This is a genomic window from Rhodobacter ferrooxidans (assembly GCF_000176015.1).
GTDB classification, from domain to species: Bacteria; Pseudomonadota; Alphaproteobacteria; order Rhodobacterales; family Rhodobacteraceae; genus Pseudorhodobacter_B; species Pseudorhodobacter_B ferrooxidans.
This window is the reverse complement of record NZ_ACYY01000011.1, coordinates 61643-81727: the sequence shown is the minus strand read 5'-3', so window position 1 is coordinate 81727 and position 20085 is coordinate 61643. Positions and strand designations below refer to the sequence as shown.

16 protein-coding genes are annotated in these 20085 nt (G+C 67.0%); 8 read left to right on the top strand and 8 right to left on the bottom strand.

Annotated elements, in window-relative coordinates; all coding sequences use genetic code 11:
• The first annotated feature begins 3 nt into the window (after positions 1 to 3).
• On the top strand, positions 4 to 3333 hold the full coding sequence (locus RSW2DRAFT_RS09675) for an efflux RND transporter permease subunit (protein WP_008030417.1): 3330 nt from the start codon (positions 4 to 6) through the stop codon (positions 3331 to 3333).
• 69 nt (positions 3334 to 3402) lie between these two features.
• On the opposite strand, the gene RSW2DRAFT_RS09670 is transcribed toward RSW2DRAFT_RS09675, so the two are convergent.
• Complete coding sequence (locus RSW2DRAFT_RS09670) at positions 3403 to 4215, bottom strand: protein-disulfide reductase DsbD domain-containing protein (RefSeq protein ID WP_040671950.1); 813 nt, start codon at positions 4213 to 4215, stop codon at positions 3403 to 3405.
• Between the two features lie 117 nt (positions 4216 to 4332).
• Here RSW2DRAFT_RS09670 and RSW2DRAFT_RS09665 point away from each other — a divergent pair, with 117 nt between their 5' ends.
• Positions 4333 to 4887 (top strand): YqgE/AlgH family protein, encoded by a 555-nt coding sequence (locus tag RSW2DRAFT_RS09665; protein WP_008030415.1) that lies wholly within the window; start codon positions 4333 to 4335, stop codon positions 4885 to 4887.
• 171 nt (positions 4888 to 5058) lie between these two features.
• Here RSW2DRAFT_RS09665 and RSW2DRAFT_RS09660 read toward each other — a convergent pair whose 3' ends face one another.
• Complete coding sequence (locus RSW2DRAFT_RS09660; RefSeq protein WP_008030414.1) at positions 5059 to 7404, bottom strand: aldehyde dehydrogenase family protein; 2346 nt, start codon at positions 7402 to 7404, stop codon at positions 5059 to 5061.
• A 4-nt stretch (positions 7405 to 7408) separates the two neighbouring features.
• Positions 7409 to 8398: a deoxyribose-phosphate aldolase gene (gene deoC / locus RSW2DRAFT_RS09655; RefSeq protein ID WP_008030413.1), complete on the bottom strand. Its 990-nt coding sequence runs from the start codon at positions 8396 to 8398 to the stop codon at positions 7409 to 7411.
• Positions 8399 to 8581: 183 nt separating this feature from the next.
• Between deoC and nhaD the strand changes: the two genes are divergently transcribed.
• Positions 8582 to 9886, top strand: coding sequence for a sodium:proton antiporter NhaD (gene nhaD / locus RSW2DRAFT_RS09650; RefSeq protein WP_008030412.1), 1305 nt, complete (start codon positions 8582 to 8584; stop codon positions 9884 to 9886).
• Positions 9887 to 9891: 5 nt separating this feature from the next.
• Here nhaD and RSW2DRAFT_RS09645 read toward each other — a convergent pair whose 3' ends face one another.
• A complete protein-coding gene (locus RSW2DRAFT_RS09645) occupies positions 9892 to 11040 on the bottom strand; it encodes an ROK family transcriptional regulator (RefSeq protein WP_083800667.1) in 1149 nt (382 codons plus the stop codon).
• 96 nt (positions 11041 to 11136) lie between these two features.
• Complete coding sequence (locus RSW2DRAFT_RS09640; protein WP_008030410.1) at positions 11137 to 11568, bottom strand: RbsD/FucU family protein; 432 nt, start codon at positions 11566 to 11568, stop codon at positions 11137 to 11139.
• Positions 11569 to 11808: 240 nt separating this feature from the next.
• Here RSW2DRAFT_RS09640 and RSW2DRAFT_RS09635 point away from each other — a divergent pair, with 240 nt between their 5' ends.
• From RSW2DRAFT_RS09635 to RSW2DRAFT_RS09620, 4 genes are all read left to right on the top strand, one after another.
• Positions 11809 to 12825, top strand: a complete 1017-nt coding sequence (locus tag RSW2DRAFT_RS09635; RefSeq protein ID WP_008030409.1) for a sugar ABC transporter substrate-binding protein — start codon at positions 11809 to 11811, stop codon at positions 12823 to 12825.
• A gap of 139 nt (positions 12826 to 12964) precedes the next feature.
• Entirely contained in the window at positions 12965 to 14038 is a 1074-nt protein-coding gene (locus tag RSW2DRAFT_RS09630) for an ABC transporter permease (protein WP_008030408.1), read from the top strand.
• Positions 14038 to 14814: an ATP-binding cassette domain-containing protein gene (locus RSW2DRAFT_RS09625; protein ID WP_008030407.1), complete on the top strand. Its 777-nt coding sequence runs from the start codon at positions 14038 to 14040 to the stop codon at positions 14812 to 14814. Before RSW2DRAFT_RS09630 ends, RSW2DRAFT_RS09625 begins: the two co-directional genes overlap by 1 nt.
• Positions 14811 to 15419 (top strand): nucleoside triphosphate hydrolase, encoded by a 609-nt coding sequence (locus tag RSW2DRAFT_RS09620; protein WP_008030406.1) that lies wholly within the window; start codon positions 14811 to 14813, stop codon positions 15417 to 15419. Before RSW2DRAFT_RS09625 ends, RSW2DRAFT_RS09620 begins: the two co-directional genes overlap by 4 nt.
• A 528-nt stretch (positions 15420 to 15947) precedes the next feature.
• Here RSW2DRAFT_RS09620 and RSW2DRAFT_RS09615 read toward each other — a convergent pair.
• The 3 genes from RSW2DRAFT_RS09615 to ilvN all read right to left on the bottom strand — a co-directional run bounded on the left by RSW2DRAFT_RS09615 (position 15948) and on the right by ilvN (position 18072).
• A complete protein-coding gene (locus RSW2DRAFT_RS09615) occupies positions 15948 to 16481 on the bottom strand; it encodes an adenine phosphoribosyltransferase (RefSeq protein WP_008030404.1) in 534 nt (177 codons plus the stop codon).
• Positions 16482 to 16484: 3 nt separating this feature from the next.
• A complete protein-coding gene (locus RSW2DRAFT_RS09610; RefSeq protein ID WP_008030402.1) occupies positions 16485 to 17357 on the bottom strand; it encodes an S-methyl-5'-thioadenosine phosphorylase in 873 nt (290 codons plus the stop codon).
• 154 nt (positions 17358 to 17511) lie between these two features.
• Positions 17512 to 18072 carry an acetolactate synthase small subunit gene (ilvN, locus tag RSW2DRAFT_RS09605; protein WP_040671947.1) on the bottom strand — a complete coding sequence of 187 codons (561 nt, stop codon included), beginning with the start codon at positions 18070 to 18072 and terminating at the stop codon, positions 17512 to 17514.
• Positions 18073 to 18239: 167 nt separating this feature from the next.
• Here ilvN and RSW2DRAFT_RS09600 point away from each other — a divergent pair, with 167 nt between their 5' ends.
• The gene (locus tag RSW2DRAFT_RS09600; RefSeq protein WP_008030399.1) at positions 18240 to 19994 is read left to right on the top strand and encodes an EF-hand domain-containing protein; all 1755 of its coding nucleotides are present in this window, start codon (positions 18240 to 18242) and stop codon (positions 19992 to 19994) included.
• The last annotated feature ends 91 nt before the right edge of the window (positions 19995 to 20085 follow it).

Genomic DNA, 20085 nt, shown 5'->3' with positions numbered 1-20085 from the left:
GCCTTGGCGCAGACCCCCGAGCGTATTCAAGGCCTTGTCGCCTATTTCGTGCGGCATCGCACGCTGGCCAACCTGCTGCTGGTGGCGCTGATCGCTGCGGGGTTGCTGGCTGCCACCCGCATCCGGGCGCAGTATTTCCCCGATATCGTGATTGCCGAGGTCACCGTCTCGGTCGCCTGGGAAGGGGCGGGGGCCGAGGATGTCGATCGCGGCATCGTGCAGGTGCTGGAACCGGCGCTGCTGGCGGTCGAGGGGGTGGCGGATGCCACCTCGCGCGCCAGTGAAGGCTCGGCCCGCATCACGCTGGAATTCGAGGCCGGGCGAGACCTTGCGCGCGCCACCGAGGATGTGCAGGCGGCGGTCGATGCGGTGCGCGATCTGCCCGAGGGCGCCGATGACCCGGTGGTGCGGCGCGGCGCCTGGCGCGATCAGGTCACCGATGTGGTGATCACCGGCCCGGTGTCGGTGCAGCAACTGGGCCGCTTTGCCGACGAGCTGGTGGGGCGGCTGTTTGCCCAAGGCATCACCCGCACCACCATTCAGGGGCTGGCGGCGGGGCAGACGGTGGTCGAGGTGTCCTCGGGTGCGCTGATCCGGCATGACGTGACGATGGAGGCGGTGGCGCAGGCCATTGGCGCCGCAGTCAACACCACGCCTGCGGGCGATGTGGGAGGGGCTGCGCGGTTGCGCACCGGCACCGAAACCCGCGGCCCGGAGCAGATCGCCGCCATTGTGCTGCGCGCGGGCGCGGATGGCAGCACGCTGACGGTGGGCGATGTGGCAAAGGTGCGGGCGACAGGCGCCGACCGCGACCGGGTGTTCTTTGTCGGTGATCAGCCCGCGATGACCCTGCGGGTGGACCGCAACGACGCTGGTGACGCCATCCGCATGCAGGCCGACGTGGCCGACGTGGTGGCAAGGATGCAGCCGACCCTGCCCGCCGGGGTGCAGGTCGATCTGGTGCGCACAAGGGCCGAGCAGATCACCGACCGGCTGAACCTTTTGCTGGACAACGGCATCATGGGCCTTGGGCTGGTGCTGGGCCTGCTGTTCCTGTTTCTGAACGCCCGCACAGCCCTTTGGGTGGCGATGGGCATCCCGGTGGCGATGCTGGGGGCGCTGGCGGCGATGTATGCCCTGGGCATGACGCTGAACATGATCTCGCTGTTCGCGCTGATCCTGATGGTGGGGATCGTGGTCGATGACGGCATCGTGGTGGGCGAGCACGCCGATTTCCGTGCCCGCACCCTGGGCGAGCCGGCCGAGATTGCCGCGATCAACGGTGTGGGGCGGATGGTGGCGCCGGTGCTGGCCTCCAGCGTCACCACGATGATCGCCTTTGCCGGGCTCTTGGTGGTGGGCGGGTCGTTCGGCCACATGATCCACGACATTCCGGCGGTGGTGATCCTGGTGCTGCTGGCCTCCAGCATCGAGTGCCTTTTGATCCTGCCCAACCACATGGCGCGGGCGCTGGCGCATGTCGAGCAGGTGAAATGGTATGACGCGCCGTCGCGCTTCGTGATGCGCGGGTTCGACTGGATGGTGGCGAAACTGGTGCGCCCGGCGATGGTCTGGGTGGTGCGGGCGCGCTATCTGGTGCTGGCGCTGACCGTGCTGGCGCTGGCCTCGCAGGCCGCGTCCTATATCCGCGGCGACGTGCAGTTCCGCTTCTTCAACGGGCCGGAGCAGACCACCGTCACCGGCAATTTCGCCATGGTGCCGGGGGCCACACGCGACGACACCCTGGCGATGATGCGCGAGTTGCAGCGGGCGACCGAGGCGGTGGCGGCGCGTTACGCTGCCGAACATGGGGCTGCCCCGATGACGCATGTGATTGCCGCGGCCGGGGGCGGATCGGGCCGCGGGCTGGCCGGGGCCGAGACCAAGGACGCCGACCTTCTGGGTGGCATCTCGATCGAGTTGATCGACCGCGATCTGCGGCCCTGGACCTCGTCGAGTTTCGTGGCCGATCTGCAAGCCGAGGTGCGCCCGCATCCGCTGCTGGAGGAGTTGAGCTTTCGCGGCGGGCGCTATGGCCCCGGCGGCTCGGGGCTGTCGGTCGATCTTTATGGCGCCGAGGCGGGCGTGCTGAAGGCGGCGGCCGAAGCGGTGAAAACAGCACTGGCCCCCTATCCCGAAGTGTCGGGGCTGGAGGATACTCTGGCCTATGACAAGGCGGAACTGGTGCTGAACCTGACACCGCAGGGTCAGGCGCTGGGCTTTTCCATCGACACGCTGGGGCACGAGTTGCGCGCAAGACTGAGCGGGATCGAGGCGGCAAGCTTTCCCGACGGGCCGCGGTCTGCCACCATCCGGGTGGAACTGCCCGAGGCCGAACAGAACGCCGACTTTCTGGAGCGGATGCTGCTGCGCAGCCCTGACGGCCAGTATGTGCCGCTGGCCGACATTGCGACGGTGACGCAAAGCGAGGGATTTTCCAGCATCCTGCGCGAGAACGGGTTGCGGGTGGTGACGGTGACCGGCGATCTGGCCGAGGACGACCCGGCGCGGGCCGCCGAGATCCAGCGGCAGTTGGAGACCGAGATCCTGCCGAAAGTGTCTGCCGATTTCGGGGTGGCCACGGCGCTTTCCGGCATGGCGGCGCAGCAGGAGGAATTCTTTGGCGATGCGTGGATCGGGCTGCTGGCGGCGCTGCTGGGGATATACTTGGTGCTGGCCTGGGTGTTTGCCAGTTGGACACGGCCCCTGGTGGTGATGTCGGTGATCCCGTTCGGGCTGGTTGGGGCGGTCTGGGGACATTCCTGGTGGGGGGTGCCGATGTCGCTGTTCTCGGTGGTGGGGATGATCGGCATGAGCGGCATCATCATCAACGACGCCATCGTGCTGGTCTCGACCATCGACGACTATGCGAAAAAGCGCGGGTTGCATGCGGCGATTGTCGATGGGGTGGCCGACCGGCTGCGGCCGGTGTTCCTGACCACGGCGACCACGGTGCTGGGGCTGGCGCCACTGCTGTATGAACGCAGCTCGCAGGCCGAGTTTCTGATGCCGACGGTGATCACGCTGGTCTATGGGTTGGGCTTCGGCATGGTGCTGGTGCTGCTGGTGGTGCCGGCGGTGCTGGCCGTCGAGGCCGATATCGGGCGGCAGGTGGTGGCGCTGCGGCGGATGGCACGGCGCGGGCCGGTGCGGGCGCGTGGGCTGCTGGCGGCGGCGGCGGCGGCGATGGTGCTGCTGTTTGCGGCGACGCTGGGGGCCAGCCTGATGGCCGGGGAAGGCACGGGCCGGGCGTTCCTGTGGTTCGCGGCCGGGTGCGGGCTGATCAGCCTCGCGGCCTATGCCGCCGGTCGGTTCTGGCGGCCTGTGCGGTAACAGGGGGGGGGACGGCCTTGGGGGGCATCGAGCCCCCCTGCTGCCGGCCGCAGTCGCGGCGGGCGGTGCTTACGGTGCCGGACAGCCGTGGATTTCCACCGCCCGATCCGACCCCAGCACAGTGACCACCACCGCCGAGCGGTCCAGCGCGAAGGGTTGGCCAGAGGTGGCCACCAGATCGGCACTGGCCACCAGCGCGCCGCCCTGCCGCAGCGACGTGGCTTCCGAGGCCCAGACCTGCGCCTGCCCCGGCTCCAGCACCACGACCTCGGTTCCGCCGGTGGCGGGCAGCCTGACCCGGGCAGTCAGCCGCAGGCCATCGGCAATCGGTTCGACATCGCAGGTGATCTCGGTCAGCCCGGCCTCGCGCCCGGTGTCGGGACGGGACCGCAGCGCCGCCTTGATGCTGGCATCCGGCATGCCGGGGGCGGGCAGGTCAGCGGCAAGGTCCAGCACGGCGGGCATGCAGATCTCGTGGCACACCCCAAGGTCGATGCGGGCGCGCAGGTGGATCGGCTGGCCGGGGTCGATGGCGGTCACCTCGATCGGCAGCACCAGATCGCGCAGGTAGCCGATGGTCTGCATGCCGTTCAGCCGGAACACCTGCGGCCGCGGCCAGTGCAGATGCACCGATTTCAGGTTCTGCGAGCCGGTCCAGTCGAACTCGGGCGGGATACCGGCCTCGCCGGGGCTGCGCCAGTAGGTCTTCCAGTCGGGCGCCAGTTGCAGATGCAGCGCCGCGAAATGGCTGCCGCCAGCGCTGCGCCAGCCGGGCAGAATCTCGGCGGCCAGCACGTCGGACTGGGGCTCGGCAGCCGCGGCCAGCGGGGCAAGGGCCAGCAGGGCGGCAAGGGCGGCGGGGCGGAGGCGAGCGTTCAGCATGAGCCGCACCATAGCCAGCCCGCGCCGGATGGAAAGTCACATTCAGGCGACGATCCGGTGATGGCCCCTTGAGGTGCGGCACCCGTCGCGCCATATCTTGAGCAACGGGAGGTGCTGATGCAGCTTGGCGGCTCGATCCTGATTGCGATGCCCGGCATGGGCGACCCGCGCTTCGAGAAAAGCGTGATTCTGATCTGCGCCCATTCGCCCGAGGGGGCCATGGGGCTGATCGTCAACAAGCCGCTGCCCGACCTCAGCTTTGCCGGACTGCTGGAGCAACTCGACATTCCGCGCGCGCCGGAAGGCCGCGATATCTGCGCCCATTTCGGTGGGCCGGTGGAACGCGGGCGCGGCTTCGTGCTGCACTCGCCCGATTATGCGGGCGGCGCCTCGACCATGGCGGTGCCGGGGGGCTTCGGGATGACGGCGACGGTGGATATCCTGCAGGCGCTGGCCCGCGGCGCGGGGCCGGCACAGGCGCTGCTGGCGCTGGGCTATGCTGGCTGGGGGCCGGGGCAACTGGAATCCGAGATCCTGCGCAACGACTGGCTGACCTCGGGGGCCGAGGCCGATCTGGTGTTCGCCGCCGACGATGGCGGCAAGTGGGGTGGCGCGCTGAAGCATATGGGCATCGACCCGCTGTCGCTGTCGGCCACTGCCGGGCGGGCCTGAGGCTCACTGGTTTCTCCTTTGGTCAAATATCCCCGCCGGAGGCACCCGGCCTTGCCGCAGGAGCCTCCGGCGGGGATATTTTTGCAGAGAAGAAAGCCATGTTTCAGGTTGGGATGCGTCAGCGCCGGGGGCGGCGGCTCGATGCCGCTGACCCCGGCTGCCCCTTTGCCGTCATTCGCCGTAGGGCACCCAAACGGTTTTCACCTCGGTGGCGGCGCGCAGGAAGCCGCGGCCTTCGCCCTCGGGGCCGAACCAGTCGCGGGCGCGGGCGTGGTTGACCCAAGCGCGCTTGAGGTTGCCCGCCGCCTCGCGTTCCACCAGCGCCGACAGCGGGGTGGATGAGAAGCTCCAGACCGCATCGACATCCATGTGGCTGGCCAAGGGCTTGGCGAGTTCGGCGTGGGAGCCTGTCACGATATTGACCACGCCGCCTGGCAGGTCAGAACATTCCAGCACCTGCATGAAATCGGTGGCGGCCAGCGGGTGCGGCTCGGAGGGCACCAGCACGCAGGTGTTGCCCAAGGCAATGGCGGGGGCCATCAGGCTGATCAGCCCCAGCAGCGGCGCCTCGTCGGGACAAAGGGCTGCGATCACGCCGCAGGGTTCGTTCATCGCCATCGCCACGCCGCGGATCGGCACCGATTTCACCGCGCCGTCGAACTTGTCGGCCCAGGCGGCGTAGGTGAACAGGCGGGCGATGGCGGCCTCGACTTCCGCCTCCCCCGGTTTGCCGGTCAGATCGCGCAGGCGGGCGGCGAATTCGGCGGCGCGGGCCGACAGGTTTTCAGCGATGTAGAACAGGATCTGGGCGCGGCTGTGGGCGGTGCTGCGGGCCCAGCCTTTGGCGGCATGGGCGGCCTCGACGGCGTTGCGGATGTCCTTGCGGTTGCCGATGCCCGCATGGCCCAGCAGTTTGCCGCGGGGCGACCAGATGGCGCGGGAATAGCCGCCGTCGGGGCGGGCCTGCTTGCCGCCGATATAGTGCTTGGCGGTGCGGTCGATCTCGGGGGTTTCGGGCGCTCTCGGCGCGGGGCTGGCGAGGGTGGGTTTCAGCGGTTTCGGGGTAGCGGCGGGTTTGAGGTAGGCCAGCAGGCCTTCCCATCCGCCCTCGCGGCCAAAGCCGCTTTCGCGCACCCCGCCGAAACCGGCAGCGGCATCGAACAGGTTGGTGGCGTTGACCCAGACCACCCCGGCTTTCAGTTTCGGCGCCACGTCCAGCGCGAGATTGATATTCTCGGTCCAGACCGTCGCCGCCAGGCCGTAGCGGCAGTTGTTGGCCAGTTCTACCGCCTCGGCGGGCGTGCGGAAGGTCATCGACACCAGCACCGGGCCAAAGATTTCCTCCTGCATCAGCGGCGAGGCGGCGGTCAGGCCGGTGATCAGCGTCGGCGGATAGAAGCAGCCTGCGGGCAGCGGGCAGGCGGCGCGATAGGTCTCGCCTTCGCGGCAGGCATCGACCATCGCGGTGATGCTGGCCAACTGACTGGGGTCGATGATCGCGCCGATGTCGATGCATTTGTCCAACGGGTCGCCCAGCCGCAGCCCGTCCATCCGGGTTTTCAGCTTGGCATGGAAGCGCTCGGCCACGCCCTCCTGCACCAAGAGCCGCGAGCCGGCACAGCAGACCTGACCCTGATTGAACCAGATCGCATCGACGAGGCCCTCGATGGCGCTGTCGAGATCGGCGTCGTCGAACACGATGTAGGGCGACTTGCCGCCCAGCTCCAGCGTCAGCGCCTTGCCGCTGCCTGCGGTGGCAGCGCGGATTTTCCGCCCGACGGCGGTCGAGCCGGTGAAGGCGATCTTGTCCACCCCCGGATGCGCCACCAGCGCCGCCCCGGTGTCGCCGTCGCCGGTGACGATGTTCAGAACACCTTTGGGCAGGCCCGCCTCGCGGCTGATCTCGGCGAACAGCAGGGCGGTCAGCGGGGTGAACTCGGCGGGTTTCAGCACCACGGTATTGCCTGCGGCCAAGGCGGGCGCGACCTTCCAGGCCAGCATCAGCAGCGGGAAGTTCCACGGGATCACCGCACCGCAGACGCCCAGGGGGGCCATGCCGGGCTGTTCGCTGGCCAGAAGCTGCGCGAGGCCGGCATGGTAGTAGAAATGCCGCGCCACCAGCGGCACATCAATGTCGCGGGATTCGCGGATCGGCTTGCCATTGTCGAGGGTTTCCAATACCGCCAGCAGGCGCGCGTGTTTCTGCACCAGCCGGGCCAGCGCATAAAGGTGTTTGGCGCGTTGGTGGCCCGAAAGCTTCGCCCATTTCGGCTGCGCCCGGCGGGCGGCGGCGATGGCGACATCCAGCGAGGCGTCGGTGCCTTGCGCCACTTCGGCCAGCGGCTGACCGGTGGCCGGGTTGAAGCTGGTGAAGCCACGGTCGCCAAGGTCGGCAAAGCCGCCGTCGATCCAGTGGCCAAAGCGGCCGCCGTGGCTGGCGATCCATTCCAGCACCTCGGCGGCGGATTCCGGGGCGGGGCCATAGCTCATGTCGTTGAAAATATCGCGCACGGTCATTGGCTTACCCTATCGGATGGCGGTTGGCGGCGCTGTAGGCACCGGTCAGATGGTGTTCAAGCTGCCGCTCGATATCGCCCAGCAGGCTGGAGGCACCAAAGCGGAACAGGTCGGGTTGCAGCCAGGGGTGGCCCAACTCGTCCTTCATCAGGCTGAGGTAAACCAGCGCGTCCTTGGCCTTGGAAATGCCCCCCGCGGGCTTGTAGCCGATGCGGAACGCGGTGCGGGCGTGGTAGTCGCGCAAGGCCCGGATCATCACCAGGCTGACCGGCAGCGTGGCATTCACCGATTCCTTGCCGGTGGAGGTCTTGATGAAATCCGCCCCCGCCATCATGCAGACAAGGGACGCCCGGGCGACGTTGCGCAGGCTGCCCAACTCGCCTGTGGCCAGGATGGTTTTCATATGCGCCGCGCCACAGGCTGCCCGCATCTCGGCGGTTTCGTCATACAGCGCCTGCCAGTTGCCGGTCAGCACATGACGGCGCGAGATCACGATGTCGATTTCAGCCGCCCCTGCCGCCACCGAATCGCCGATCTCGGCCAGACGGGTGCGATAGGACGACAGGCCCGCCGGAAAGCCGGTGGACACCGCGGCGACCGGGATGCTGGAACCTTCCAGCGCCCGCACCGCCACTTCGACCATCTCGTGATAGACGCAGACCGCCCCGGTGGTCAGGCCTTCCATCCCCAGCGCCGCCAGCAGGTCGGCGCGCACCGGCTGGCGGGCCTTGGCGCAAAGCCGCTGCACCCGGCCCGGCGTGTCATCGCCCGACAGCGTGGTCAGGTCGATCAGGCTGACGGCCTTGCAGAGCCACGCCGCCTGCCAGTCCTTTTTCACCGAGCGCCGACCGGGAAGGCTGGCCGCCCGCCGCTCGATCGCCGAGGTGTTGGCCTGCACGCTCGCCACCCAATCCAGATCCAGCGCCATGCCGGGGTTGCGGGCATGGGCAAGCTGCGGCAGCAGGCTGGCGCGGCGGGCAAGGTCGGTGTGCAAGGGCGCAAACTCCGGTCGGGAAGGACGCCGCAGGTTTGCACGCCGGGGCCATGCGGTGCAAGCGGTGCGGCGGCTGGTATTTGATCAAACGGTCGAAGGCTCCGCCCCCGGCCCTTGACCCCCCCGGCGTCTTGGTGCGTGGTGGCCATAACGCGCTGTGGCGCAAGGGGATGCGAATCGACCATGACCGATCTGACCTTCACGACCCATTGGGCGGGGCTGCTTTCGGTGGCGATCTTCCTGATCGCCTATCTGCTGGTGATCTTCGAAGAAGCCACCCACATGCGAAAATCCAAACCCGTGATGATGGCGGCGGGGCTGATCTGGGCGCTGATCGGCATCGCCTTCGCCCAGGCCGGGCAATCGGCGGTGGCGCATGAGCATGCCATTCAGATCATTGGCGAATATGGCGAATTGTTCCTGTTTCTGCTGGTGGCGATCACCTATGTCAACACGCTGGAAGAGCGCCGCGGTTTTGAAGTGCTGCGCGGCTGGCTGGTCAGCCTTGGGCTGACCTATCGCAAGCTGTTCCTGCTGACCGGGTTTCTGGCCTTCCTTTTGTCGGGCGTCTTGGACAACCTGACCACGGCGCTGGTGATGGGGGCGGTGGTGATGGCGCTGGGTTCGGCCTCGCCGCGGTTCGTGGCGGTGGGTTGCATTTCCATCGTGGTCGCGGCCAACGCGGGCGGTGCCTTCACGCCGTTTGGCGACATCACCACGCTGATGGTCTGGCAGAAGGGCAAGGTCGAATTCTTCGAGTTCTTCGCGCTGTTCATCCCGGCGCTGCTGAACTGGGCGGTGCCCGCGGCGATCATGTTTTTTGCCGTGCCCGCGGGCAGCCCCGAGCCGCATGCCGAGCGCATCCGCGCCAAGCCGGGCACGCTGGGGGTGGCGATCCTGTTTGCGCTGACCATCGTCACCTCGGTCAGCTTCAAGAACTTCCTGCAACTGCCGCCCGCGATGGGGATGATGCTGGGCCTGGGCTACCTGCAGGTCTGGTCGTATTTCCTGAAAACCACCGGCACAAGGCGCGGCGATGACGAGATGGTGCTGGATTCGTTTCGCCAGATCGAGCGGGTGGAGTGGGATACCCTGCTGTTCTTCTTCGGCATCATTTTTGCGGTGGGCGGGCTTGGGGTTCTGGGATACCTCGCGCTGTCGTCCGAACTGCTTTACGTCGGCATGGGGCCGACCTGGGCCAACGTGATCATCGGCGCGCTGTCGGCGGTGGTGGACAACATTCCGCTGATGTTCGCGGTGCTGACCATGGACCCGGAAATGAGCCACGGCCAGTGGCTCTTGATCACCCTGACCTGCGGTGTGGGCGGGTCGATGCTGTCGATCGGCTCGGCGGCCGGGGTGGCGCTGATGGGGCAGGCCAAGGGGGCCTATACCTTCTTTGGCCACCTGAAATGGACCTGGGCGATTGCGCTGGGGTATTTCGCCAGCATTGGCGCGCATCTGCTGATCAACGCCAGCCATTTCTGACGGGGCTAGACCTCTTTCAGAAAGCTGTTCTGATCGACCATATAGCGTTGCGACAGCGGGATGGCGGCGGCCCCGAGGGAGCGCGCCTGCGGCCCCACCGTGCCTTCGCGGATAGCAGGCGGCGTGACCCCGGCCAGGTCCAGCCGGTGCAGGGCGGCATGGGTCTGGCGGGTGATCTCGGCGCGCACGGGTGCCGGCATCCAGCCGTCGATCAGCACCGCCTCGATCTCCAGCAGGGCCGCGGCACTCAGGGCGGCACTGGCCAGCCCCTCGGCGGCGCTGGCGATCCAGGGGGTCAGCACGGCGTCGCTGACCTGCCAGGCATCGGGGTTCTCCCACAGTTGCGCCGCGTCCTGCCCCGCCGCCTCCATCGCCTCGGCCAGCACCGACACCGAGGCCACGGTCAGCAGGCGGCGCACCGTGCCATCCGGCCCCGGCACCGGCATCGGGCCGACACCGGCGGCATTGCCGCTGCGGCCGGTGAACAACTGGCCGTTCAGCACCAGCCCGCCGCCGATGAAATAGGCAAAGAAGAAATACAGAAAATCCTTGGGTTTTTCGCCGGTGCCGAAGGTCAGCTCGGCGCCACAGGCGGCGGTGGCGTCGTTCTGCACATGAACCGGCATCCCGGCGATGGCGGCAATCTCGGCCTGAATGTCGCGCGTGCGCCATTCGTCCATCTCGGCTTGCGGCGCGCCGATGTATTCCACCCAGGCCCAAAGCTGGAACGGCATGGCGATGCCAAGGCCCGCAATGCGGGCGCGCAGCGCGGGTGGAAGCGTCGCCACCAGTTGCGGCAGCGCCTCGGCCACAAAGGCCACCACGGCACCGGGGGTGGGATAGCGATAGGTGCGCCGCCGGGTGGCCTGCGCCCGGCCCAGAAAATCCACCAGCGTCAGATCGACCGAGCGCCGCCCGATCTTCAGCCCCAGAAAATAGGCACCCTCCGGGGAAAGCGACATCGGCACCGAGGGTTGGCCGATCTTTCCCCGTTGCGGCGTGCCGCGCAGCAAAAGCCCGTCCTGCTCCAGACTGCGCATGATCACCGAAACCGTCTGCGCCGACAGGCCGGTGATCCGGGCGATATCGGATTTCGCCAGCGCGCCGTGCTGCCGCAGCAGCGACAGCACCAGCCGCTCATTATGCGCCCGCATCCCCGACTGGTTCGAGCCGCGCAAGCCGCCGGGGTCGGCGGTCGGGCGGTCGGGGCTGGGGTCGATATCCTGCGGCACTTGGCGTTCCTAAAAGGGTCAGAGCGGCGCGGTTATCACGCCCTTGCGCAGGATCACATTGGCAAAAAGCGCGCGCTCCGAGGTGGCGACGATGGTGTGCGCCGCCCGGATGCGCGGATAAAGATCGGCACCCGCCAGCGGCACCACGGCGAAACCCGGGGCCAGCCGGGCGCAGGTGGCGTCGATGGCAGCATGGATCGCCCCCGATTGTGCCGGGTCGTTGTTCAGCGCCGCGCGAAAGACCGCCGAAGCGCAATGGTCCAGCGGCAGCACCGTCAGGATCGCCTCCAGCAGCGCCAGCACGCCATGGCCGTCCGCCCGCAACAGCCGCCGCGCGTGCTCTTGCGCCGGGTAATTGCCGTCCACCACAGCGATTTCGTCGCCGTGCCCCATCGAGCGCAGCGTGTAAAGCAGGTCCGGCCCGAGGATGCAGGGGATGCCGATCAACATGGGTCTGGTCTCTTTGTAAGGGTGGTCTGCGCAGTTGAAGGACGTGCTAGACCGCGAAGCCCGGCACAGACCTCAACCTGCGCAGGAAGCCGGAGTCTGTCAATAATAAATCACAGTGATTTATTTAACTTGACGGAATCGGCGGATTAGGCTTTTCATGCGGACATCGCGGTGGAGGAAGACTGCGGAAGGTTTTCGACAATGGGGCAAGCCCCGTGCAATACCTGGGAGGGTAACTACATGAATTTCAAAGCAAAAGCACTGCTTGGCGCGGCGGCCATTGCGCTGGTCTCGGCGGTTCCGGCGATGGCCGAAGGCGTTTCGGCCTGCCTGATCACCAAAACCGACACCAACCCCTTCTTCGTCAAGATGAAGGAAGGCGCCACCGCCAAGGCCGCCGAACTGGGCATTACGCTGAAGTCCTATGCCGGCAAGATCGACGGCGACCACGAAAGCCAGGTTGCCGCGATCGAGGCCTGCATCGCTGATGGTGCCAAGGGCATCCTGATCACCGCCTCGGACACCAAGGCCATCGTCGATTCGGTGAAAGCTGCCCGCGAGGCCGGTCTGGTGGTGATTGCGCTGGACACGCCGCTTGACCCGATCGACGCCGCCGACGCGACCTTTGCCACCGACAACTTCCAGGCCGGTCTGCTGATCGGCCAATGGGCCAAGGCGCAACTGGGCGACGCTGCTGCCACCGCCAAGATCGCCATGCTCGACCTGGCGATCAGCCAGCCGTCGGTGGACGTGCTGCGCGACCAGGGCTTCCTGACCGGCATGGGCATCGACACCGCCGACATCGCAAAATGGGGCGACGAAACCGACCCGCGCATTGTCGGCAACGAAGTTACCGCCGGCAACGAAGAGGGCGGGTTGAAGGCGATGGAAGCCCTGCTGGCCAAAGACCCCGACATCAACGTGGTCTATACCATCAACGAACCGGCGGCGGCCGGCGCGTTCGAGGCGCTGAAGGCCGCGGGCAAGACCGCGCTGATCGTGTCGGTTGACGGCGGCTGCCCGGGCGTGGCCGACGTGAAAGACGGCGTGATCGGTGCCACCTCGCAGCAATACCCGCTGCAAATGGCGGCGCTTGGCGTCGAAGCCATCGCCAAGTTCGCCGCTGACGGCACCAAACCGGCCCCGACCGAAGGCAAGGCCTTCTTCGACACCGGCGTGGCGCTGATCACCGACAAGCCGGTGGAGGGCGTGACCTCGCTCGACACCGCCAAGGGCGCGGAGCTGTGCTGGGGCTGACCCAGGCAGGCCGCCCGCAGGCAACAGTTGCTTTGCGGCGGGTCTTGACCCCATGCTGACACCAAGGGCGGCCATCGCGCCGCCCTTGGCATAACTGCCGCCCGGACGGGGACCGGGCAAAAGGGGAGGGAAAAGCACCATGGCAACCGACGCCAAAGCGGCGACCAGCTATGAAGAGGGCCTGAAGGGCGCCTCGGAAAAGGTGGCCGAGTTCAGGGAAGACCGCAGCCCGCTGAAGCGGGTGCAGCACTGGCTGCATCAGACGCCCTCGGCGGTGCCGATGATCGTGCTGATCGTGGCCATCATCATCTTCGGTTTCCTGTCCGAGAATTTCTTCAAGGCGGGCACCCTGTCCACCATCCTGCAACAGATCGCCATCGTCGGCATCCTGGGCTGTGCGCAGACGCTGGTGGTGCTGACCGCGGGCATTGATCTGTCGGTGGGGGCGATTGCGGTGTTCTCGTCGGTGCTGATGGGGCAGGCAACCTTCCGCTATGGCATACCGGCCGAGCTTTCCATCGTCATCGGGCTGATCCTTGGCACCGCCATGGGGGCGGTCAACGGCCTGCTGATCGCCAAGATGAAACTGCCGCCGTTCATCGCCACGCTTGGCACCTGGCAGATTTTGCTGGCGTCCAACTTCATCTTTTCGGCCAACGAAACCATCCGCTCGTCCGACATCGAGGAAAAGGCCCGCGCGCTGCAGTTCTGGGGCGGCTCGATCCAGCCCGGCGGCGTGAAGATCCTTTATGCGGTGTTTCTGATGATCGTGCTGGTGGCGATCATGTCCTATGTGTTGCGCTCGACCGCCTGGGGGCGCCATGTCTATGCCACCGGCGACGACCCGCAGGCGGCGGAACTGGCGGGCGTGCCGACGAAGAATGTGCTGATCCAGGTCTATGCGCTGGCCGGGTTCTTCTGTGCCATCGCCGGTTGGGTGATGATCGGGCGGTTCGGTTCGGTGTCGCCCACCGCCTCGACCGGGCAGTTGGGCAACATCCAGTCGATCACCGCCGTGGTGATTGGCGGCATCTCGCTGTTCGGCGGCCGCGGCAGCATCGTCGGCATGTTCTTTGGCGCGCTGATCGTCGGCGTGTTCGAGATGGGTCTGCGCCTTGTCGGCACCGACCCGCAATGGACCTTCTTCCTGATCGGCGTCTTGATCATCTTCGCCGTGGCGGTGGACCAGTGGATCAGAAAGGTAGCAGGCTGATGGAACCCATTCTTACGGGCCGCAATCTGGTAAAGCGGTATGGCAAGGTCACGGCGCTGGATAACTGCGACTTCGACCTTTACCCCGGCGAAATTCTGGCGGTGATCGGTGACAACGGCGCGGGCAAATCGACCCTGATCAAGGCGGTCTCTGGCGCGGTGATCCCCGACGAGGGCGAGATCACGCTGGAGGGTCGCAAGATCCGCTTCACCAATCCGATCGAGGCGCGGCAGGCCGGGATCGAGACGGTGTATCAGACCCTCGCCATGTCGCCCGCGCTGAGCATTGCCGACAACATCTTCATGGGGCGCGAGTTGCGCAAACCCGGGATCATGGGGTCGGTGTTCCGCCAGCTTGACCGCGCGGCGATGGAAAAGTTTGCCCGCGCCAAGCTGAACGAGTTGGGGCTGATGACGATCCAGAACATCAACCAGGCGGTGGAAACCCTGTCGGGTGGCCAGCGGCAAGGCGTGGCGGTGGCGCGGGCGGCGGCGTTCGGGTCGAAGGTGGTGATCCTGGACGAGCCGACAGCGGCACTTGGCGTCAAGGAAAGCCGGCGGGTGCTGGAACTGATCCGCGACGTGCGCAGCCGTGGCATCCCGATCATCCTGATCAGCCACAACATGCCGCATGTGTTCGAGGTGGCCGACCGCATCCACATTCACCGGCTGGGCAAGCGGCTGTGCGTCATCAATCCGAAGGATTACACGATGTCGGATGCGGTGGCCTTCATGACCGGCGCCAAGCTGCCCGAAGGCGTGACCGAAGCCGCATGACCCCGCAGGATCTGGCCCGCGAGATCAAGGCGCGTGCTGTCGGGCCGGGGCGTTTTCTGACAGCCCTTGCCGGACCGCCGGGGTCGGGGAAATCGACCCTGGCGGCAGACCTTGTGCGGGCGCTGGGGCCGGGGGCGAAGGCCGTGCCGATGGACGGCTTTCACTTCGACGACCGGGTGCTGATCGCCCGCGGTGCCCGCGACCGCAAGGGGGCACCCGATACGTTCGACGTGCAGGGCTTTCTGCACCTGCTGCGCCGGTTGCGCGCCGAGGACGAGGTGGCGATTCCGCTGTTCGACCGCGATCTGGAAATCAGCCGCGCCGGGGCCGAGATCATCACCGCCGCCGACCGGCTGCTGGTGGTCGAGGGCAACTATCTGCTGCTGAACGAGGCCCCCTGGACCGAGGCCGCCCCGCTGTTCGACCTGACGGTGTGGATCGAGGTGCCCGAGGCCGAACTGGACCGCCGCCTGCTGGCGCGCTGGGCGCATCACGGCAAGACCCCGGCGCAAGCGCGGGCCTGGATCGACGGCAACGACCTGCCCAACATCCGCCGGGTGCAGCGCCAGTCGCGTCCGGCGGACCTGGTGATTTCCCAAACCTGACCGCCGCTTGTCGCGCCCTTGCGGTTGCTCCGCGCTGATCCGGGGGGTGGGGCTTTGTGCACGAGCGCGGTGCAGGAATGGCTGCGGCAAGCTCAAGACGCGCGATGCGATTGCGCCGCGTCGGAGGAACAGCCGCCAAGGCACCGAACATGTGCCGCCAAAGCTGGATGGCGGGTCTTCTGGGCGCGACCCTGTGAGATCCCAGCGGCCCGAAGATTGCCTGCGCTGGCGAGATGCTGGCGGGACGTCGCGCAACCCGGCTGCGCGCATCAGGCAGGCCTCTGGGTGGCCGCCACCAAGCGGACGCGGGATGCCTGTTTCGCGCAAGTGCCGCATCAGCGCGGACGCCGGGAACGGCGGAGAAGCGGCCCCATAAAAACCGCTGCCCCACCGGGGTGAACCGGCGGGGCTGGGGTTGGGGTAGGTTGGGTCACGTGTTGCAAGCAGCGCCCTTGCCGAGCCACTTGCCCGGACAAGGCAAGATTTAGACTGATTCCCTTACCAAAAGGTGAACGTCCTCAATCTCTTTCAAAGGCCTTCGAATTCGCACAGCGCATAGACATCCATGCCCATCGCCTCCAGCTTCTTGCGCCCGCCAAGTTCGGGCAGGTCGATCACGAAGGCACAACCCACCACCTCGGCGCCCAGCCGCTCGATCAGCTTGATGCCCGCTTCGGCAGTGCCGCCGGTGGCCAGCAGGTCATCGACCAGCAGGATCTTCTCGCCCGGCTGAAAGGCGTCGTCATGCACCTCGACCACCGCCTCGCCATATTCCAGCGTATAGGCCTGGCTGATGGTCTGCCCCGGCAGCTTGCCCTTCTTGCGGATCGGCACGAAGCCGGTGGAAAGCTGATGCGCCACCGCCCCGCCCAGGATGAAGCCGCGCGCCTCCAGCCCCGCCACCTTGTCGATCCGCGTGCCGGCATAGGGGGTCAGCAACTGGTCGATTGCCATGCGAAAGCCGCGGGCATCGGCAAAGAGGGTGGTGACATCGCGGAACAGGATCCCCTCATGCGGGAAATCGACGATGGTGCGGATGTAGTCCTTGACGTTCTTCTTCATCTTTCAAACCTTCAGGATGCGGCCGGCAATGGCGTCAAGCCGTGCCAGAACTTCGGGGTCGCGCATCTCGGGCGCGGTCATGATGGCGTTGTCCAGTGCGCGGTCGCAGCCATGCGGGCAAGGCGCGCGGTCGGTCCCCAGCAGGCCGGGCAGCCGCGAAACCATGCTGCGCCCCTGCGAGGAATTGGCGGTCAGCGTGGCGATCACCGTGGCCACATCCACCGCGCCATGGCTTTCGTGCCAGCAGTCGTAATCGGTGACCATGGCAACCGAGGCATAGCAAAGCTCGGCCTCGCGGGCCAGTTTGGCCTCGGGCATGCCAGTCATGCCGATCACGTCGCAGCCCCAGCTTCGATAGAGCTTCGATTCCGCCAGGGTGGAAAACTGCGGCCCCTCCATCGCCAGATAGGTGCCGCCCTCGTGCACCTTGATGCCCCCGGCGCGGGCCGCTTGCGCACAGGCCGAAGACAGCCGCGGGCAGGTGGGGTGCGCCACCGAGACATGCGCCACGCAGCCGGTGCCGAAGAACGATTTCTCGCGTCCGAAGGTGCGGTCGATGTATTGATCGACGATGACGAAATCACCCGGCGCCATGTCCTCGCGCAAGCTGCCGCAGGCGGACACCGCGATCACGTCGGTGACCCCCAGCCGCTTCAGCGCGTCGATGTTGGCGCGGTAGGGCACGGTGGTGGGCGAATGCACATGGCCGCGGCCATGCCGGGGCAGAAACGCCATCGGCACGCCGTCCAGCCGGCCCACCAGCACCTGATCCGAGGGCGCGCCCCAGGGGGTCTTGACCTTGACCCAGCTTGCGCCCTCCAGCCCGTCGATCTGGTAGATGCCAGAGCCGCCAATGACGCCGATCATGGTTTTCATGCGGTTACTCCCCTGCGAAACCCCGGTCTCTGCAAAACCGTCGCCAGACTAGGGGCAGGCGGCGCCGGGGGAAAGGGGGCAAGCGGCGCGGCACCGGATGCGTGGCGCCGCTGCACGTATTTGCCGCACCCCGGCGACCAGCGTTTCTGGCCGCTCAGGCGCCGCGCGACAGCGCCGCAACCCCGGTGCGCGCCATTTCGCGCAGGCCCAGGGGCCGCATCAGATCGGCAAAGGCGTCCACCTTTTCCGGCGTGCCGGTCATTTCGAACACAAAGCTTTCCAGCGTGCTGTCCACCACCTTGGCGCGGAAAATCTCGCACAGCCGCAGCGCCTCGATCCGCGCCTCGCCCTTGCCCGCGACCTTGAAAAGCGCCAGTTCCCGCAACACCGCCGGGCCTTCCACCGTCAGGTCATGCACCTCGTGTACCGGCACCATGCGGGCCAGTTGCGCCTTGATCTGGTCGATCACCAGCGGCGTGCCGGTGGTCACCACGGTGATGCGCGAGCGGTGGCCCAGATGGTCAACCTCGGCCACGGTCAGGCTGTCGATGTTGTAGCCACGACCGGAAAACAGCCCGATCACCCGCGCCAGCACACCGCTTTCGTTATCGACCAGCACCGCCAGAGTATGGGTCTCGATCGCCTCGGCATTGGGGTCGCGCAACTCGTAGGCCGAGTGGCTGGTCGAGCCTTTCTTGATGTTCAGTGCCGACACCGCAGTCTCCTTCACCCATCTGCGCTGCAATCGCAGCCCGTTTTCCCAGCAATACAAGATGCCCGCCGCCATCGCCAGAGGATATCCGCTGCTGCCCTGTGTCATGGTTTCGCCGCTTTCAACTTTTACGCGTGCGGGGAAGGCAGGTTCGGCAGCGGAGACCATCCATGGCGCGGCATCTGGCAATGGCGGCAGCACTCACCCTTGCGGTGGCGGGGGCGGCGCAGGCCGAAGGCGTCCTGCCCGCGCCACCGCAGCCAACTGCGGCGCAGCCGGAAGTCATCCGCGGCGCCGAACTGCTGCGCGACCGCACCATCAGCCATATCGTCAGTCGCGCCGACACCCTGAAGGCGTTGCAGGCGGAATGGGCGCAACTGTTCTACGCCGGGGAACGCGACGGCGCGCCCGGGCTGGGGCCGAAGGACAGCGAACTGGCCGATGCCATGGATCTCGCGGCCCACCGGGCGCAGGAAATGAGCCGCGTGCTGGCCTATGACCTGAACGGCGATTTCACCATCGCCGTTGACGAATTGCGCCCCTTCGCCGTGCAGCAGGCCAACCGGCCGCTGCGCGCGGGCAATGCCGAACTGGAGCCATCCGAGCCGCAAAAACAGCAGATCATCGCCGCCTTCATCGCCGAGCAGATGGTGCGCGATGCCGATGGCAATGGCCAACTGGACCCGGCGGAGCTTGGCACGCCGCCTGATCCGGCCTTGCAGGGTTCCTCTCGCAACCGCGGCGTTTTCGGCTTTCTCCCGCTGCTGGATGCCGATGGCGATGGCGTGCTGACGCTGCCCGAACACATGGCCGGGCTGGCGAAAGGCATCACGGGGCTGGATGCCAATGGTGACGGATTGCTGTCGGACGCCGAACGCACCGCGTTTTTGCAACACTTGCTGGCGCGGAACCAGCCTGCAGCGCGGGCGCGGCCGGTGGACCCCGGGGTGCTGCTGCTGGACAGCCTTCGTCCAGCCTGCGCGCTGCGCCCGGTGCCGGATGGCGCCGATGTGGTGGTGATCGCGGGCTACGAGGGCGCGGCGCTGTCCACCTTGCGGATCGGCCCCGAAGGCACGCTGACCCAGGTGGCGGATGTGGTGGTGCCGGAAGGGCAGGGCAAGCTCATGCTGATCACGTCCTTGGATCCCTCGATCATCCTGCGGTTTTCCGGCGCGGTGGACCGCATCAACGGCCTGCTCAGCCTGGATGGCATGGTCGCCACCATCGGGCTGCAACGCCGCCAGCTCAAGGTTGCCGGCAATGCCCCTGCGGCCTGCGCGCGGAATTTCCTGAACAAGGCCGAGGCCGGCAAGCCGTCGAACGAAGACTTCCTGACCGCCGCCATTGGCAAGCCACCACTGGCGATCATCACCGGCACCACCTTCGGCACGCTCGATCTGGGCCGCGGCACCATTGCCCCGCTGGCCCCCTTGCCCGGTGCCCGCACCTTGCCGACCACCGGCCCGTCAGCCCCGATCTGGGCCGAAATGCTGCGGCTGAATCCCGGCGGGCTGATCGACATCGCCGCCACCGACGTGGTCAGCCTGTCTGAAACCACCCCCTATCCGGTGCTGCCGCAAGAGGCCGGTCTGGCGCAACTGGTCGAGGCCGGGGCGCTGATCCCGCAGCCGCGCCCCGAGGTCGAGGACATGGTGATGGAAGAACTCGGCGGCCGGGTGACGATTCAGGGCAAGGAATTCTTCCCCGGCCGCGGCGATGACCGGATCGACCGCAACGGCCTGTCCTACACCGAGGAAGCGCCGCTGAAATGGATCGGCCGCAAACCGATCGAATATGTGGTGAGGCGCGAAATCACCCTGCCGGATGCGATGGAAGGCAGCCATGCCGCGATCTTCCTGCTGCCCGACGGCGTGCCGATGCCCAAAGGCAACCCCGGCCATTCGAAAATCCGCCCGGCAGGCTGATCCTCGTGCCCTCATTCACCTTTGCGCAAATATCCTCGGGGTGACACGCGCCCGGAAAACAGTCCGGTGGACTGTTTTCAGCGGGGAACGC